This is a genomic window from Nitrospira sp. Nam74 (assembly GCF_965152615.1).
In genome coordinates, this window is sequence record NZ_OZ224220.1 from 2405463 (window position 1) to 2420756 (window position 15294).

The window sequence follows — 15294 nt, forward strand, 5'->3', positions numbered from 1 at the left end:
TCGTGTCTCCGGGCTAAGTCCTGACGCCCGTCTCGTGTGCGATCCGCCCGTCTACGCGTCGTGCGGCTGCTTGCTGAACTGCGTCCGTTAATACCAGGTCCCAGTCTTTCGTAAAGCGGGTCATTCCGAAACGTGCCGCCGCCATCGATCGTGCCGATTCACTGAGGCGTCGGGCATGGCCGGGATTCGCCAACAAGTAGCGCATTCGGTCGATCAGAACGTCCACATTCGTGTCCACGTACCCATTGACACCGTTTGTCACGGCCGTCACCATTTCGGTAGTCGCGAGTCCTATGATAGGAATGCCGAGGGTCATGGCCTCACAAACTGCAAGGCCAAGGCTCGTGTAACGGATGGGATTGAAGATGAAGCGATAGCGGCACATGAAGCCGGGAAGTTCATCATGCCCAATCTCGCCGAGTCCTCCGCTTTCCTCCGATTCCATGCCGATCAAGTCGACGGGCACCGCATTCCGAACGCGCTCGAACACGTCCCATCCCAGCCGCCGGCCCCGCCGTTGAATCGCGTTGACAACCACCAAGCCCTTGTTTAAGACGCCACTATACTTAACCCCTTCAGGCATGAGTACGCCGTGCTCGACGACGCGAGTAGGCGTATGACCGCTATCCCACATCAGGTCATTGAAATGCGTCACATGGACCAAGATGGCGTCCGGATCGTTGACGATATGCCGGGTGTTCGTCGGGTGTTGCTGCGGCGGGTCGTGTTCTAAGTAAATCTGTGCGGCCTCCCGTTGTCGATCGGACAGCAGCTCATACTGAGACTTCAGATAATGCTGCGCGGACTGGAATACGATGCAGTCAATTTCAAGGTCGCGCACCTGGTCCGCTGAGACCTCATGGACATTATCGGGCCATGGAAAACCAGGGGCCCGTCCACCATAGCCATGTTCGGCTCGGCCCACCGGAAGATAGAACTCATGCGGAGTTTGCGCCAGGTAGTACAGATAATTGCCATGGACGTGCCAGGTGAGAATGCGAAGTCTTTGTCGGGAACGATTCATGAGGCGGGCACCTCGGTCTGGAGCAAGTCTGCCCTTAAGACGTCATCGATTTCCCGTACTACCGTGCCAATGCTCGCATTAGCCCCCATCACCATGCGATGACGCTGCCGGTCTAGCGGACCCCACCGTACAGGATCCGATCCCGTACAGATAATGACACTCGGCAATCGCAACGCCGCCGCGACATGTGATACGCCGGTGTCATTCGCGATCAATAACTGTGCATCGCGAAGGAGCACGCCCAGCATCCCCAGATCTGTCTGTCCGACCATGTTAACGGCTGTCGTGCGCATGGCGCCTATCATAGCCGCTGCCAAACCCGATTCCTCGTTCGTACCGGTGATGACGACTTGGAAACCGCGTCCCGTCATGACATCGGCAATGCCCGCAAAATATTCGGGATCCCAGCGGCGTGAAGAGCCGCGGCCCCCGGGATGGACGCAGACATAATTACGGCGCTTCAAAGAGCGAGCCGCGTCGAGGGTCTCAAGAGCGCTTTCGTCGGCTGGAGTGACCGGCCACTCCATGTCCTCGCCTAAAGATCGGACGCCGATTGACTCCATTAATCTCAGATGTCGATGTATCTCCGGAATGGAATCGGGATAAGGAATAAAAGAATGAGCGTCCGGGCAAAATTCTCCCGGAACATAGAATCCTGCCATCATTCGCGCACCCCATAGTGCGGTGAGTGCATTGGCATAATGCCCGTTGCCGTGCATCTGGAGCGCCAGGTCGAAGTCGCGCCTTTGCATATTCACGAGGAATTGCGGGACCGACTTAGAGGTATACTCGCGTTCGGGAAGCCCGGGATACCCGGGGAATTCAATGAACTCGTTCAGATAGTGGGCAAATCGTGTAGCAAATTGGCGGGCCCATGGCAGACCGACGAACGCGATGTGTGCAGATGGAAACGAGGCACGAAGTGCCCGCCATGCCGGGACGGCACAGAGCAGGTCGCCCAGTTGGAGTGCTCTTAGAATGGCGATCTGCATAATGAACGCCCATTTCCTTACATCTTTTGTTGGCCTTGGTCTTGTGACCTGCTCGACACCTACTTCTTAGCTCACTTCTCATGGCACAACATATCGGTGAACGCACATCGACACTGTCCACTTCTGACGTAAAAGTCAGGCAGGACCTCTTATTACGCGCCTGCATTTAAGGGCCCTTCCGAGTTATCGAAAACGCCGAATGAGAGTAGATCCCGAAATCAAAGTTGGAAGGCAACGAGGGGCCGAAGAAGAGGTGCCCGCGTGTTCTGCTACCTGTTCCTTGACGGAGTGTTTCGAAGGACGGCCACAATGCAGCGTGGCGGTCGGCGTTGACCGGCATCGTTCACCGGCCGTCAATGTCATTGCCAATCTGAAGTACACACTTCCGTTTGCCGACGACACCGTCGATCATATCTTCGCAGTCCATGTTTTCGAGCACGTTCGCGAAGGTTCGCGATGCGCGTCTCTACATCGGGCGATTGAAGATCGGCAATGAAACTCCACTCGAAACGCGAGCGTAAGCGTTCTTCCATATCCGGCATTTCTTTTGGGAACCGATCGCTGGATAGCACAATTTGCTTTTGCGCTTCATACAGCGAGTTGAACGTATGGAAAAACACCTCCTGCTTGATGCCACTGATGAGGGATGTGCATCTGGTGTTGCAGTGCGCTGGCCGACCTGACACATATCCGGTTTTGTCACGTCCAGACCTTCAAGTGCTTCTTCAGTCTTCAACCGATGCTGTGTCCCTTCTCACCCCTGTCCGCCTTCGCGACATGGGGAAGGGGACTGATGAACTCGAAAGTTCACCCATTCGGAGAGCACGAAGGGAGCAATGCGTCGACCTGTTGATTGCCATGCTGGGATCGCTGTTACTCCTTGTACTCATGCGTCCGATAAGCAACGCTTCTGCATCAGACAGAGAAAGAAGCTTCGTCCCGATGGTTCCGAAGCCGAGAGCACCGTTAATGTGTGCGATTTGATGAGGCACGGATGAACACAGACGTCGCTCGGGTTGTTACGGCATGCTCGGGCTTAAAAACACTCGTGATCGGGGACGCGATCCTCGATGGCTACGTAGAGGGCGACACCAAGGGCTTGTGTCGCGAAGCGCCAGTCCCGATTATCGCCGTGAGCCGCCGCCTCTATGCCCCGGACGGGGCGGCCAATGCCGCGGCCAATGCTGCAAGCCTCGGCAGCGAGGTGACCCTGGTGTCGTTGATGGGAGACGACCGCGAGGGGGACCATTTGTGCCGGCTGCTCCAACAGCATGGAGTGGTGACCGATAGGGTTCTGAGACGGCGGATCGGAGGGACGTTGGTCAAGCATCGTATCATGTCAAGTGGCCATATGATGATTCGCTGCGACGAAGGGCTGGAAAAACCACCCGATGAGGCCGAGGAACAGCAGTTTAATTCGACGAGTGATCGATTTGGCCCCATGCTTTGATGTCGTGATTGTTTCGGATTACGGATATGGCGTTCTCACACCCCTGGTGATTAAGCGCAAGGAGCATCGAGGAGCGCGGCGACTTCCAAATACCGAAGGACTTCATGTTGAAAATGAATGTACGGCACACATCGATCGAGTGGTATCGCATCCGAGCTACGCAGTCCAACCGTGATCCGTGCCCCCAAGCGCTTGAGAAAGGGGTTCGAAAAGCGCCCCCCTCCGTGCATCTGCACGGCGACATCCAACTTTTCCGCTGCCATCGTCTCGAAGAACTCTTGCAAAATCCCCTCGTCCTGCCGCTCGGGTTCGTCTCGAACGCCATGTGACGGCGGCACGATAATCACCCGGTCCACCGGGCCTGGCCGACTTGAAAAGAACTCGTGATGCAGCGGAAGTCCCATCCAAATTAGTTCCGGTTCTGGATAGGCAAGCCGCAGAGCTTCCAACGCGGGAAGAGCAAACACCATATCGCCAAGTCCATTAGCACGAAGGACGGCGATCTTGTGAACGTCGGATACCTTCATAGCCGCCGCTATCTATTTAAATAATGTTAAATACTGGAACCGCGCACAGCCGCGACGCGACCCTGACCTCGGCCCCGCCGCACCGCCATTGCGTTGCCTGAGACAAGACGCGTTCGCTTTTCTATGCCGCGCTAACTTCCTCGTGTACAAGATCATGGGCCGCAAGACTTACAAGGCCCTACCGGGGCTTTCCGTCGAAGGGTTCAAGGGCCTCTGCGCATGGAATGTGTGAGCGAGAAATTGTGGGGCGTCGACTCGCCGGTCTTCTACAGTTGTCGGAAGTTGCTGATGATAGGCCCCCGATGGAATAAGCCCGCAGCCTCCGTACCGCGCCATGACGTGGAGCTGAGCCAGCACATCTTCCCCGGCATGCGCGGCAGGGAGCCCAGGCCAAAATGAAAATCCCCCTGCTTCACAACGTCCCAAACGAAGAGCGACATGAAATCGTATTTTTCATAGCGACTACCTTTGTAAGCTCAGGTCTCATGGTAGACACTCTCCGGGAGTGCTAGATTTGGATTTGTGCCGGCCGTCTAGAAGCATATTGAGCTGGTAGCCCGTCTCGCACACCTGGCAGAAAGGTATCCGTGTGCGATCAAAGGATGATGTGATCAAAGAAAGAAAGGCCGAACCGGGAGGTCGCAGAGATGGCCGTACGGAGCGTGTTCCGTGTGGGGATCTCAGGGTCCTATGGTGGATGGAACATGGGCGACGAGGCCATCCTTCAGGGGATCATCGGCGAATTGCGGCGGTCAGTTTCGGTTGAAATTACCGTGTTTACCCGTGATCCCGCCGATACCTTGCGCCGTCACCAAGTCGAGCATGCGGTGGCCGTGCGGGAGTTCTTGCGTGAAGAGATTCTCCCGGCATTAAAACCGCTGAATCTCTTCATCCTCGGCGGAGGCGGCATTCTCTTCGACGGAGAGGCGAGGATCTTCCTGCGCGAGGTGGAACTGGCTCACGAACTCGGTATCCCGGTGATGATTTACGGAGTCAGCGCCGGTCCGCTGGTCGATTCGCAGACACAAGCGCAGGTCACCCGGTGCGTGGAGATGGCTGACGCGGCCACCGTGCGAGACTGGCGCGCGAAGGATTTGCTTCAGTACTCCGGGGTCCGCCGCGAGATCAAGGTGACGGCCGATCCGGCTCTGCTCATTGAGCCGGAACCGCTGCCGTCGTATCTCCTCGAGAGCGAGGGCTTGAGAGGTCGGCGTCGTCTGGTAGGGATGTCGGTGCGCGAGCCCGGACCCGCGGCCCCCGACTTGGCCGAGATGGATTACCACTCGCTGCTGGCCAACGCCGCAGACTACATCGTCGATCGTTTGGATGCGGATGTGGTCTTCATTCCGATGGAGCGCCGCAAACATGACTTGCAGCACTCGCACGCCGTGCTGGCGCGGATGCGAGGGGTCCACCATGCGTCTGTGTTGCGCGGGGAATACAGCGTAGGCCAGCTCTTGTCTCTTGTCGGTCATTTCGAGTTCGTAGTCGGGATGCGATTGCACTTCCTCATTTTCGCCGCCCTGCAGCGCGTCCCGTTCGTGCCGCTGCCCTATGCGCCCAAAGTGACGGGGTTCGTGGAAGAGTTCGGAGTGAACCCGGCTCAACTGGACAGGCTCAACGCGGGACAGTTGATTGCACTGATCGACCGCGCTTGGGATGAGCGCGGTGCGATGCGGGATAGGATTGCGCAAGCGCTTCCGGTGTTACAGGCGCGGGCCCGGGAGAACAATGAGATCGCCGTACAACTCCTTCTTACCCACAGTGAGCAGCGGCAACCTGTGACGCCGAGGTCCAGCGAACCTCCAAATCCTCGGTGATGATCGTGTGCAAACGACGCTAAGGGGATGTACATGAATGTGCTTCGCACGGATGTCGCCATCATCGGGGGCGGTCTCGGCGCCTGTGCCGCCGCTCTGGCCGCGGCGAGAGGAGGACGGCGCGTCATCCTGACCGAAGAAACACATTGGCTGGGAGGTCAGCTCACGAATCAGGCGGTTCCCCCGGACGAGCACCCAGGGATTGAGGAGTTCGGTGCGACCGCGAGTTACCGGGCGCTTCGGGACGGAATCCGAGCCTATTATCGCGCTCATCTCCCGTTAGCGTCGGCTGCACGTGGCCTCAAGGCGCTCAACCCCGGCAATGGATGGGTCAGCCGGCTGTGCCATGACCCGCGGATTGCGGTGGCGGTGCTTCATCAAATGCTCGCTCCGCACCAGCTCAATGGAAGACTGTTCGTCCTGCATTCTCATAGGCCCATCGCGGCGTGGACGCATCGTGATCGCGTGACCGGGGTCGTCGTCAAGGGACTTGAAACGGGTCGGGATACGCTCATCGAGGCACCCTTCTTCATTGATGCAACCCCGCAGGGCGAGCTGCTAGCGCTCGCCGGGGTCGAGCATGTGCTGGGGGCAGAATCCCAGGCCGAGACGGGAGAACCTCATGCCTCCCAAGAGGCCGATCCAAGAGACCAGCAGGCGATCACGGTCTGCTTCGCGATGGAATATCTCGCCGATGAAGACCATACGATCGACCGACCGAGGCAGTACGATCTCTGGCGGGACTACCGTCCCGCAGGCTGGCCGGGTCGCTTGCTCGACTGGACGACGGTGCAGCCCGAGACGCAGGAGCCGATCACTCGGTTGCTGTTCGAAAGCGACGACGGCCGGCCCTGGTGGACCTATCGCCGGATCCTTGACCGGAACAATTTCGAGAAGGGCTTTGCGGTCAGTGATATCACCGTCGTCAATTGGCCTCAGAACGACTACTGGTTCGGACCCGTCTGCGGTGTCGATGAGGCGGAACGGGCACGGAATTTGGCAGCAGCCCGAGAGCTCAGTCTCAGTTTTCTGTACTGGCTTCAGACGGAGGCGCCGCGTCCCGATGGTGGGGCCGGCTACAGGGGATTGCGGCTCCGCGGTGATGTCGTGGGAAGAACGGTCGACGGACTAGCGCCGGCGCCGTACATCCGAGAATCCCGCCGCATCCGAGCTGAATTCACCGTTGTCGAGCAACACATTGCGCATCCATTGCGCCCAGATGGACCGGAGATCTTCGCCGACTCGGTCGGTGTCGGATGTTATCGTATCGATCTTCATCCTCGCGTGAGCGGTGCCGGGTACCTTGACCTGGGTTGCTGGCCATTTCAGATTCCCCTCGGGGCGTTGATTCCGGTTCGTGTTGAGAATGTCTTGCCTGGCGGGAAGAATCTCGGGGTAACGCACATCACGAACGGAGCATTTAGGCTGCATCCCGTTGAGTGGAACGTCGGCGAGGCGGCGGGTGCCTTGGCAGCGTTTTGCCTCGATCGCGACGTTCTGCCACGGGCTGTGCGAAATCGCGACACGCTTCTCGAAGCGTTTCAAGCGCTGCTCCGGCAACAGGGCGTCGAGCTCAGTTGGCCATCACTGTCCCCCCTGTAGGAACAAAGTCTTCGCTGATGAGCCCTCCCGAGCAGCCGCCTGTCCGGTATTCTCCTACCAAGCAATACCACTTTCGAGCGCGTCGCCAAACTTGATCTGGATTCAGATCGCATAAATTGGTCCAGTTCGTGAACTTCCGTCCCGATCGCCTGCATTCCTCGCTGAGCCACTGATCTAAAGGTCTCATACCGCACGAAGTCTGTTTCCCAAAGTTGATGGCAATGATAGCGATGGGGACATTCGTCGGTGATGCAATGACTTAAATTACTGGGCCTCACTTGGGCAAGTCTTGGGAAAATTGTAGCGCGACCGCGTGTTGCATTCACAACAGGGGCTTCTGTATAAAGGCCACCATGGACAAGGGCGAAGATGGTGAAAAGGTTCCGCTCGGCGGCAATGGCTCTGTACAGCACGGGGTCTTCCTGGAGTGTTTCGCCGGGGCTGGATCTCCTGTGAGGTGGCGGTGAGGGAAAGGCACTTTCCACGTCGGCGCCTGTTTACGAGGAGTCTGCGCGATATCACCAAACGCAAGCAGATGGAGCACGCCCTGCGCGAGCGCGAGGAAGAGTACCGGGCGATGTTCGAACTGGCGAGCGTCGGGAAAGCCCAAGTTGCGCCCTGGACCGGTCGGTTTTTGAGGGTCAATCGGAAATTCTGTGAGATCACCGGATACAATGCAGAAGAGTTGCTTGGAAAGAGCTTCGCGGATATTACGCATCCGGAGCATCGTGCCGCGGACATGCAGGGCATGCAGCAGTTGGCAAGGGGGGAAATCGCTGAGTATTCGACGGAGAAGCGGTACCTCCGTAAGGACGGCCGCATCGTCTGGGTGCATATCAATGCTGCGATGATCCGTGACACCCAAGGATCGCCAGTTGCGACAGTCGGGGTGTTCCAGGACATCACGGAGCGCAAAAGCGCCGAGCAGCGTGGGCGGGATTTGGCCGAAGTTAGCCGAGCCTTATCGGAGTCGCTGGATTTCGATCAGACGCTCAGGCGGATCGCAGAGTTGATGTTCCCGGGGCATGCTGACTGGTGTCTGATTGATGTCCTTAACGAGGAGACGCAGTGTCAACGAGTCGCCATCACAGTAAGCAAGCTGGAGAAACAGCACATTGCCGAAGAGCTTCTGCAACACTATGCGTCAGAGCTTAGCCGTCCTCATCCCATCCTCGACGGGGTCCGCACAGGGCACACCGATTTCGATCTCGATGTCCAGCCGGACTGGGTTGAGGCACGAGCGCGGGACCACCGCCATGCCGTTCTCCTACGCCAGATGGAAAAGACAGGGTCCATTATCGTGCCGCTCCAAATCCGGGGCCGAGTCATTGGCACCATCTCGTTAGTGGTCTCACGATGGTCCGCAAGGAAGTTCACGAGAGCGGACGTGGACTTTGCGGAAGAAATCGGGCGACGTGCTTCCATCGCGTTGGAGAATGCCCGGCTTCATAGTGAACTCAGGAAGGAGTTGGAAGAGCGAACACGGACAGAACAGGCGCTGCGCGAGAGCGAGGAGCGGCTGCGTCTGGCATTGGCGTCTGGCGATATCGGCACATGGAATCTGAACGTGCTCTCCGGCGAGAACGTGTGGGATGCACGGTGTAAGGAGCTGTTCGGCCTGCATGCAGAGGCCGAAGTGCCCTTTGAGACCTTTCTGGCCGGGTTGCATCCCGAGGACCGGGCACGCGTGGAGAAGACGGTGCAACAGGCGTTCGACCCGGAGGGACTGGGGACCTACGACATCGAGTATCGCACCATCGGGCTGCAAGACGGCGGTCGAGAGCGGTGGGTGCGCGCGATGGGCCGGGCCTTCTTCGATGAGGTAGACGGGGTACGGCGCGCGGTGCGGTTTACCGGCACCGCCGTCGATATCACGGAGCGCAAGCGGGCCGAGGAGGCGCTGTGGCGGATCAATGAGACGCTCGAGGCGCAGGTGAAGGAGCGGACTGCTCAACTGCTCGTGAAGCAGGATCAGTTGCGGGCGCTGGCTGCCGACCTGAGTCTTGCCGAGCAACGGGAACGCCGCCGCCTGGCCACCGAGCTGCACGATTATCTGGCGCAACTACTGGTCCTGAGCAGACTCAAGTTGGGCCAGGCTCGTCAGGGACTGAGTGAGGCTAGGAGCGTGGGGCTCCTGAAGGAGGTGGATGAATTCGTGAATCAGTCCCTCACGTACACCCGGACCCTGATGGCAGAGCTCAGTCCCCCAGTACTCAAGGAATTCGGGCTGCCCGTGGCACTGAAGTGGCTCGCTGAGCAGATGCAGCGACATGAGTTGCAGGTCGAGGTGCAGCTCGGGCCAGAGAGTCTACCGCTACCAGAACCGCAGGCCGTGCTGCTGTTTCAATTGGTACGCGAACTCGTCATGAACGTCGTCAAACATGCCCAGACATCCCGCGCCACCATTTCTTTAGGAACAACTTCTGACGGCGCCGTACGCCTGACGGTGCATGATGCCGGGTGTGGCTTCGAGACAGCGGTGAGCGGGGAAGGCACACAGAGGCCGATCCACTTCGGGTTGTTCAGCATTCGTGAGCGGATGGAGGCGCTGGGGGGCCGCTTCGAGTTGCAATCGGCGCCGGGCAAGGGCACCCGCGCCACGCTGGTCCTGCCGGCTGCATCAGCGTGGAGTGCTCCGGCGGTTGCCCAAGCTTGCCCCACACCGACTCGGACAGCCTCCGTCCCTCAACGCCCTCGTGCCGGTCCCGTGCGGGTGGTGCTGGTCGATGACCATACCTTAATGCGGCAAGGGTTGCGCAGCCTCCTCGAGGCTGAAGTCGAGGTGCAGATCGTCGGCGAGGCAAGTGACGGTGAGGAAGCCGTTATCCTCGCCCGCACATTGAAGCCCGAGGTAATCATCATGGACATCAATATGCCAAAGATGGATGGAATTGAGGCAACGCGTCAGATCACACAGGTGCTGCCCATGACAAGAGTCATTGGGCTCTCCTTTCACAACTCCGGCACAATTGAGCAGGAAATGCGAGCCGCCGGAGCGGTAGCTTTCGTCAGGAAAGATGCAGCGGCTGACCAACTCTGCCAGGCAATCGCAGCTGCCACCTGTTACTCGGATAATTAAACCAACGCCTCTGTTTGCCATTGTGAGGTGCCCTCTGGATTGGTGCTGCTTGAGCCGTCACTGACCGTACTGCCGAAGTATAAGGTTGCGCCTTGCAAGGAGCCCGGGGAACTTGCACGGCGATTCATAGATTCAATCTCCCTCGCCCGTGTCACATGCTGCCCGGCATCGATGGCTTCCAGGATTCTCTCCAGAGGTACGAACACCTCCCGATAATCGAGAGCGCAATCAATCCGAGTGAGATGTCCTTTTTTGCTCACGATCCAATCCAGGATGGCCTGCACCTTGTCCAACGGCCAAGCAGATACAATTCCTCAGGAAAGGTCTATGCTGACCTCAAGAGGTTTGCGTGGCGCCCGCCTGGACATGGCCGCCAATCTCCACCAACCCGATAGGAAGTCTCTTCTACGGAACACGCCGGATGCTGAAAGTGAGCCAGTCTAGAGTCATCGTAAAAGGACAACCGGCTGACTCCATACTTGCAACTTCCGCCCAGTTGCGGAGGCCTGGTATTCATGTTGCAACTTCTCCACGGCGAATCATGCCTCGCGCATGTGACACGCTTACGTTAAGTGCGTGAGCCGCTTCCTGAGAGCCGCGAGTTCTTCCATGTGCCTAGACTCCTGCGTGAAAATAAAAAAAGCCGCCGAGAAATGAGGTCATCGCCTCACTTCCCGGCGGCTTCTCCTGTTCAACTGGCCGTCGTTATGTCTTAAAAGTTAGCCTATCGTTATACCACTGACGAAGCGTCTGGCTGGCGCCCGGTTTCATTGTCAACCAAGGCTCCTCCGTTCTCGCGCTGATCGCTCTCGCGTTGGCATCGGAACTCGTCCCGATGCGATAGGCCAAGTAGTGTCCGCACCCGGCCAAGTTCAGCGGTTCAGTGACCGATACTCTGCAAGACCGCCGTTAACGCGGGCCGGGGAGATCGACATCAGTAAATCCAAAATCGATTGCTGTGGCCGATTAGACAAAATGTGTAGGCAGACAGCCGATATACAGGCGGGCGAGGTGATTGGTACGGTGAAATTGACGTCGATCGGCCAAGGAGGTTTCCCATGCACAAACGGCTTTCCTTGGGAACAATTGCTATCGCAGCATGGATGCTTGCCGCCTGCACGTTCACTGGTACTACTGAATCAATCGTTGAGACAACGCAGAATACGACCGTCAGCACGTCGGGTCGATCCTGGTTTACTAACGATGGGGTCGTTCGCCAGGGGGAGCATGTCACTGCCTTCACCGCACTCAACTATGACGGTCTCATGCACGATATGGCCTTTGGCGGCGGGGAATACCTCTATTCTCTCGGCTCGCTACTCGGTGTTCGGGAGGATCAGCGTGCAGCCTTTTTTGCAGTAGCGCAAGGTCAATATACCGAACTCGCGCAACATGACCGGACCATGATCGTGAATCTGTTAGCGGGTCTCGATCGTTCTCTCTCATCGCATGGGATTGTGACGGCAACGGCCACGAAATAGTCAGCGTGGTGCGATGTGGGCGCGCTCGGGCGCGCCCAGAGGAAGATCGCCGGGCGAGGATCCGTCCGTCACGATCCGCTACGCGCGATGGTAAGGCAGTCAGATGAGGATGTGCTAAGGAGGAGAGAAGCCATTAGATAGGGAAGACGCAGAGCGGGGGGACTCCATAGGTGCGGGGTGTGGGGCCGGAACGACGGTAAGCCGTAAACGACTCTTGCCGCGAGGACGATACCCATCAAAGGTAGTCTGGCACCCCTATTCGCCATAGTCATCGCTGCAGATCTTATCTTACCAACTGTCCTCAGCATTGGTGACGGCCAACGGCTCAACCGTTCGGACAGTCCCAGGACAGATACCACTGAAGGCTTGCTGAACCTACTAAACACAGAACGGTCTGCCCGAGGCCTGATCCCCGTATCGCGGAACGAACGGCTTGAAAGGGGCGCGCGATGGATGGCAGACGATATGGCGCGGCGCCGCATACTAGACCACACGGACAGCCGGCACCGCGACGTGGCAGCTCGCCTGTAAGCATTCACTTATGACCGGCCACGTCTCATTGCAGAGAACGTTGCGGAAGGGCAGGAGACAGCTGCTGCCGTCGTCGAGGGTTGGGTTCAGAGCGCTGCGCATCGAGTCAACCTGCTCCATCCAGAAGTTAAAGAAGGTGGCGTCGGCCATGCCCGTGACTCGCAGGGCCGGCCGTATTGGGTGCTGGATCTGGGCGCCCGCTTCTCGGACCGATGAAGAGGACGTTGCAGCCGCTGAGAGTACGATGGCGGTTCGCCGTCACCACTTCGATGCCGATGAGGCAATTTGAGTACGCCTCTTTAGCGTCGAGCCGGCCCGACAAAGGTAGCAGCCACTTGTACCTTCGCTATGCATGGCCCGTCCTTCAGTGCAATAGGGACTCCATGATACAGGTCCACCCCTGATGTACAGTTGCTCTCTGCCTCCACAGCACGGCCCGTAGCCTAATGTACGGCTGTCTTACCGTTGCCGGGATCGACGTCTGCGTCCTCGCCGACAATGTCCCGCGTTGTATTGTCCGTGTGCTGCCAGGATGCACTTAAATGCAGGCATCGTAACGCGCATTCTTGGCTCTACCCCAACACACTAAGATGTTCATCGCATTGACCTCATCGACAGACAGCTTTAGCCTTACCTCTGCATGTCACATCAAGCTATTATGGTCGTAGACGATGACCCGGCACTGCTTACTGCCGTAACGGGCCTAATGGAGTTACATTTGCCGGAGGTCCATGTCCGTGCCTTTGAATCCTCTCGCCTTGCGCTGGCTCATTTCGAAAAGAACGAAGTAGCCACCGTCATGACCGACCTCAAAATGAAAGAGCTGGAAGGCTTTGCGGTCTTGGAGCAGGCAAAGGCACTCCGTCCCAATGTGCCGGTCATTGTGCTTAGCGGCCATCTGGATCGAACCCTTGCATCAAAAGCGGTCGACAGAGGAGCCCACGACGTGCTGCCAAAGCCCTTTAACCGTGGAGAATTTGTGACGGCTCTCACGCTGGCCTTAAAGATCTATGATCTGGGGAGAGAGGTGCGGATACGACGGTTACTGACCGAACGTCTCAGCAAGCGGGTAGACAATTTAAAGCGGCTGATCGTGGACAGTCAGCAACGGCCTAACCAGCATACGTGCATTCAAGAGATAGTCTCCGTATCGCGGCAACTCAATGCCCAGAGCGTCGCAGCTTTAGAGACCTCCCTCGAGCGGCTCTGCGAACATACCAACATGGCACAAGCTCGACACTGGACGTGGCGCAACAACGCCTGATCGTGATGCAACAAGAGAGCCGCGCAAATATCTTGAAGCGCATCGCTTGCGACCACGCCTGAATGCTCGCCCCGCAAGGACACCCCCTTTCTTTTGGAGATTACCTCAGCAAGCGTAGCTGAGTTCATGGTGTGTGAAACACCTATTCCAAGGTGATCCGGGCTGTCCGAGCTTCTGTGCCAGTCAACCTGGCAAAAATCTCAGGGTGTGTGTAGCTGCATTCTTCATCCTCGTTCTAAGCGAGAAAGAGAGATAGAGGTACCCACACACCCTGAAAGATCTGCCAGGTGACTCAAAAGCATGCCAGCGGTGAGGCCGGGAACGGCTGGGCGGGTTTTACAGGGTCAATTACTTCCGCTTTATGGTGGATGGGGTATTAGAGGAGACTTTATTCGTCTGTTTCGCATAGTGCTTGGCACAATAGAACGCGCCGGTCGTCTTGTCTTGGCTAATTCCCGCCGAAGCCATGCAACCATATACGCAACAGGCTGACATACGGCACCTCCAAAGTGGGTATTGAGTGTGGAGATGAGTGTACATCGCCACCGCTTATCGTCAACTTTTGGTTTGGTGGAGCCGCCACCCCAAGCGTCCCGTTACGGTTCAACATCCACAACGGTATTAGGACCTTGGTCCTATTGGCAAAAGGCTATCCTCTGGTAGACTTTTCCCGCTGCAATCCATGGTTGCTTTGAAGGGGAGGACACCCTATCCATGCAAGTTCAACGGGATGACGCCGCACAGGCAGAACGAATCGTAATGGACTTTCTACAGACTCATGGCCCCACGACGTTGGAGAGGCTGGTTCGCGCTTTAGTCGGCCTATCATGGGCGCAAGTGTTTTCAGCGGTGGACCGCCTGAGTCGAGCAAAAAAAGTTTACTTAGGCCAGACACTACAACGCGATTATACAATACGGATGCGTGATCCATTTATTCCTCGTCACGTATTAACGCAGGTCATTAATGCGAAAAATGGTTCAACATTAAGTGCCTGAATTCATCTCTCAGTAACACTGGCTGCACCATGCCAGACACCGTAGCCACCTCGACTTCATACCTTTGGATGAGATGGAAGAACGAGAGCTCCGATGCGCCCTCATTACTAAGAGCCGTGAGGGCGAGGCCGACGCGCAAGCGAAGTTGTTTGGATTATAAGGGATGAAATTATCGTCACCGCCGGAAGCGAAGTAGTTCATGTCCTTCCGTGTGTAGTGCCGCGCAATACCCATAGAATCCATTTAGTAACGCCTAACTAGCTTGTCGCATCATCTATGTCATTCCTGAACGGAAATCGAAGCCGCGACGAGGCGCAATGCGAAGTTGCATTGCGAATAACACACACCCTCTTCTTGCCAGATCGCTTGAAGAACACAAACCTCTCCATCAATTCTGTCGGGAAGGACGGCCGAAGGGACTGTTACAAGTCTCGTCTACTTTCCGGTGCCGCATAACCCATAAACTTGCTCAACTTGTGTAGCGACCCGATACCCGTGGTTGGCAAGTAAGTCGAACTCAGCCAAATC

General features: G+C 57.3%; 11 protein-coding genes and 2 pseudogenes. 8 read left to right on the forward strand and 5 right to left on the reverse strand.

Annotated features, from left to right (window positions below; genetic code table 11):
- Window positions 1–13 precede the first annotated feature (13 nt).
- Window positions 14–1024, reverse strand: a complete 1011-nt coding sequence (locus ACWHYZ_RS11350) for a glycosyltransferase (protein WP_447987359.1) — start codon at window positions 1022–1024, stop codon at window positions 14–16.
- Complete coding sequence (locus ACWHYZ_RS11355; RefSeq protein WP_447987360.1) at window positions 1021–2016, reverse strand: glycosyltransferase family 9 protein; 996 nt, start codon at window positions 2014–2016, stop codon at window positions 1021–1023. The genes ACWHYZ_RS11350 and ACWHYZ_RS11355 overlap by 4 nt, the downstream gene beginning before the upstream one ends.
- Window positions 2017–2215: 199 nt before the next feature.
- On the opposite strand from ACWHYZ_RS11355, the gene ACWHYZ_RS11360 reads away from it, so the two are divergent.
- Window positions 2216–2512 (forward strand): methyltransferase domain-containing protein, encoded by a 297-nt coding sequence (locus tag ACWHYZ_RS11360; RefSeq protein ID WP_447987361.1) that lies wholly within the window; start codon window positions 2216–2218, stop codon window positions 2510–2512.
- Here the strand turns inward: ACWHYZ_RS11360 and ACWHYZ_RS11365 are convergent.
- Window positions 2436–2642: pseudogene (locus ACWHYZ_RS11365) on the reverse strand (DnaA ATPase domain-containing protein); the annotation flags it as partial. The gene ACWHYZ_RS11360 and the pseudogene ACWHYZ_RS11365 sit on opposite strands and share 77 nt — an antisense overlap.
- A gap of 368 nt (window positions 2643–3010) precedes the next feature.
- Here ACWHYZ_RS11365 and ACWHYZ_RS11370 point away from each other — a divergent pair.
- Window positions 3011–3466 (forward strand): PfkB family carbohydrate kinase, encoded by a 456-nt coding sequence (locus ACWHYZ_RS11370; protein WP_447987362.1) that lies wholly within the window; start codon window positions 3011–3013, stop codon window positions 3464–3466.
- Between the two features lie 50 nt (window positions 3467–3516).
- On the opposite strand, the gene ACWHYZ_RS11375 is transcribed toward ACWHYZ_RS11370, so the two are convergent.
- On the reverse strand, window positions 3517–3993 hold the full coding sequence (locus ACWHYZ_RS11375; protein WP_447987363.1) for a glycosyltransferase family 9 protein: 477 nt from the start codon (window positions 3991–3993) through the stop codon (window positions 3517–3519).
- A 647-nt stretch (window positions 3994–4640) separates the two neighbouring features.
- Here ACWHYZ_RS11375 and ACWHYZ_RS11380 point away from each other — a divergent pair.
- The 3 genes from ACWHYZ_RS11380 to ACWHYZ_RS11390 all read left to right on the forward strand — a co-directional run bounded on the left by ACWHYZ_RS11380 (window position 4641) and on the right by ACWHYZ_RS11390 (window position 10494).
- Complete coding sequence (locus tag ACWHYZ_RS11380; protein WP_447987364.1) at window positions 4641–5813, forward strand: polysaccharide pyruvyl transferase family protein; 1173 nt, start codon at window positions 4641–4643, stop codon at window positions 5811–5813.
- Window positions 5814–5846: 33 nt separating this feature from the next.
- Window positions 5847–7415 carry an FAD-dependent oxidoreductase gene (locus ACWHYZ_RS11385; RefSeq protein ID WP_447987365.1) on the forward strand — a complete coding sequence of 523 codons (1569 nt, stop codon included), beginning with the start codon at window positions 5847–5849 and terminating at the stop codon, window positions 7413–7415.
- Window positions 7416–7878: 463 nt separating this feature from the next.
- On the forward strand, window positions 7879–10494 hold the full coding sequence (locus ACWHYZ_RS11390; protein ID WP_447987366.1) for a PAS domain S-box protein: 2616 nt from the start codon (window positions 7879–7881) through the stop codon (window positions 10492–10494).
- On the opposite strand, the gene ACWHYZ_RS11395 is transcribed toward ACWHYZ_RS11390, so the two are convergent.
- Window positions 10491–10754 (reverse strand): replication initiation factor domain-containing protein, encoded by a 264-nt coding sequence (locus tag ACWHYZ_RS11395; protein WP_447987367.1) that lies wholly within the window; start codon window positions 10752–10754, stop codon window positions 10491–10493. The genes ACWHYZ_RS11390 and ACWHYZ_RS11395 overlap by 4 nt on opposite strands.
- A gap of 798 nt (window positions 10755–11552) precedes the next feature.
- On the opposite strand from ACWHYZ_RS11395, the gene ACWHYZ_RS11400 reads away from it, so the two are divergent.
- The 3 genes and pseudogenes from ACWHYZ_RS11400 to ACWHYZ_RS11410 all read left to right on the forward strand — a co-directional run bounded on the left by ACWHYZ_RS11400 (window position 11553) and on the right by ACWHYZ_RS11410 (window position 13770).
- Window positions 11553–11975, forward strand: coding sequence for a DUF3015 family protein (locus tag ACWHYZ_RS11400; RefSeq protein ID WP_447987368.1), 423 nt, complete (start codon window positions 11553–11555; stop codon window positions 11973–11975).
- 366 nt (window positions 11976–12341) lie between these two features.
- Window positions 12342–12722: pseudogene (locus ACWHYZ_RS11405) on the forward strand (CAP domain-containing protein).
- A 442-nt stretch (window positions 12723–13164) separates the two neighbouring features.
- Window positions 13165–13770, forward strand: a complete 606-nt coding sequence (locus ACWHYZ_RS11410; RefSeq protein WP_447987369.1) for a response regulator — start codon at window positions 13165–13167, stop codon at window positions 13768–13770.
- Window positions 13771–15294 lie beyond the last annotated feature (1524 nt).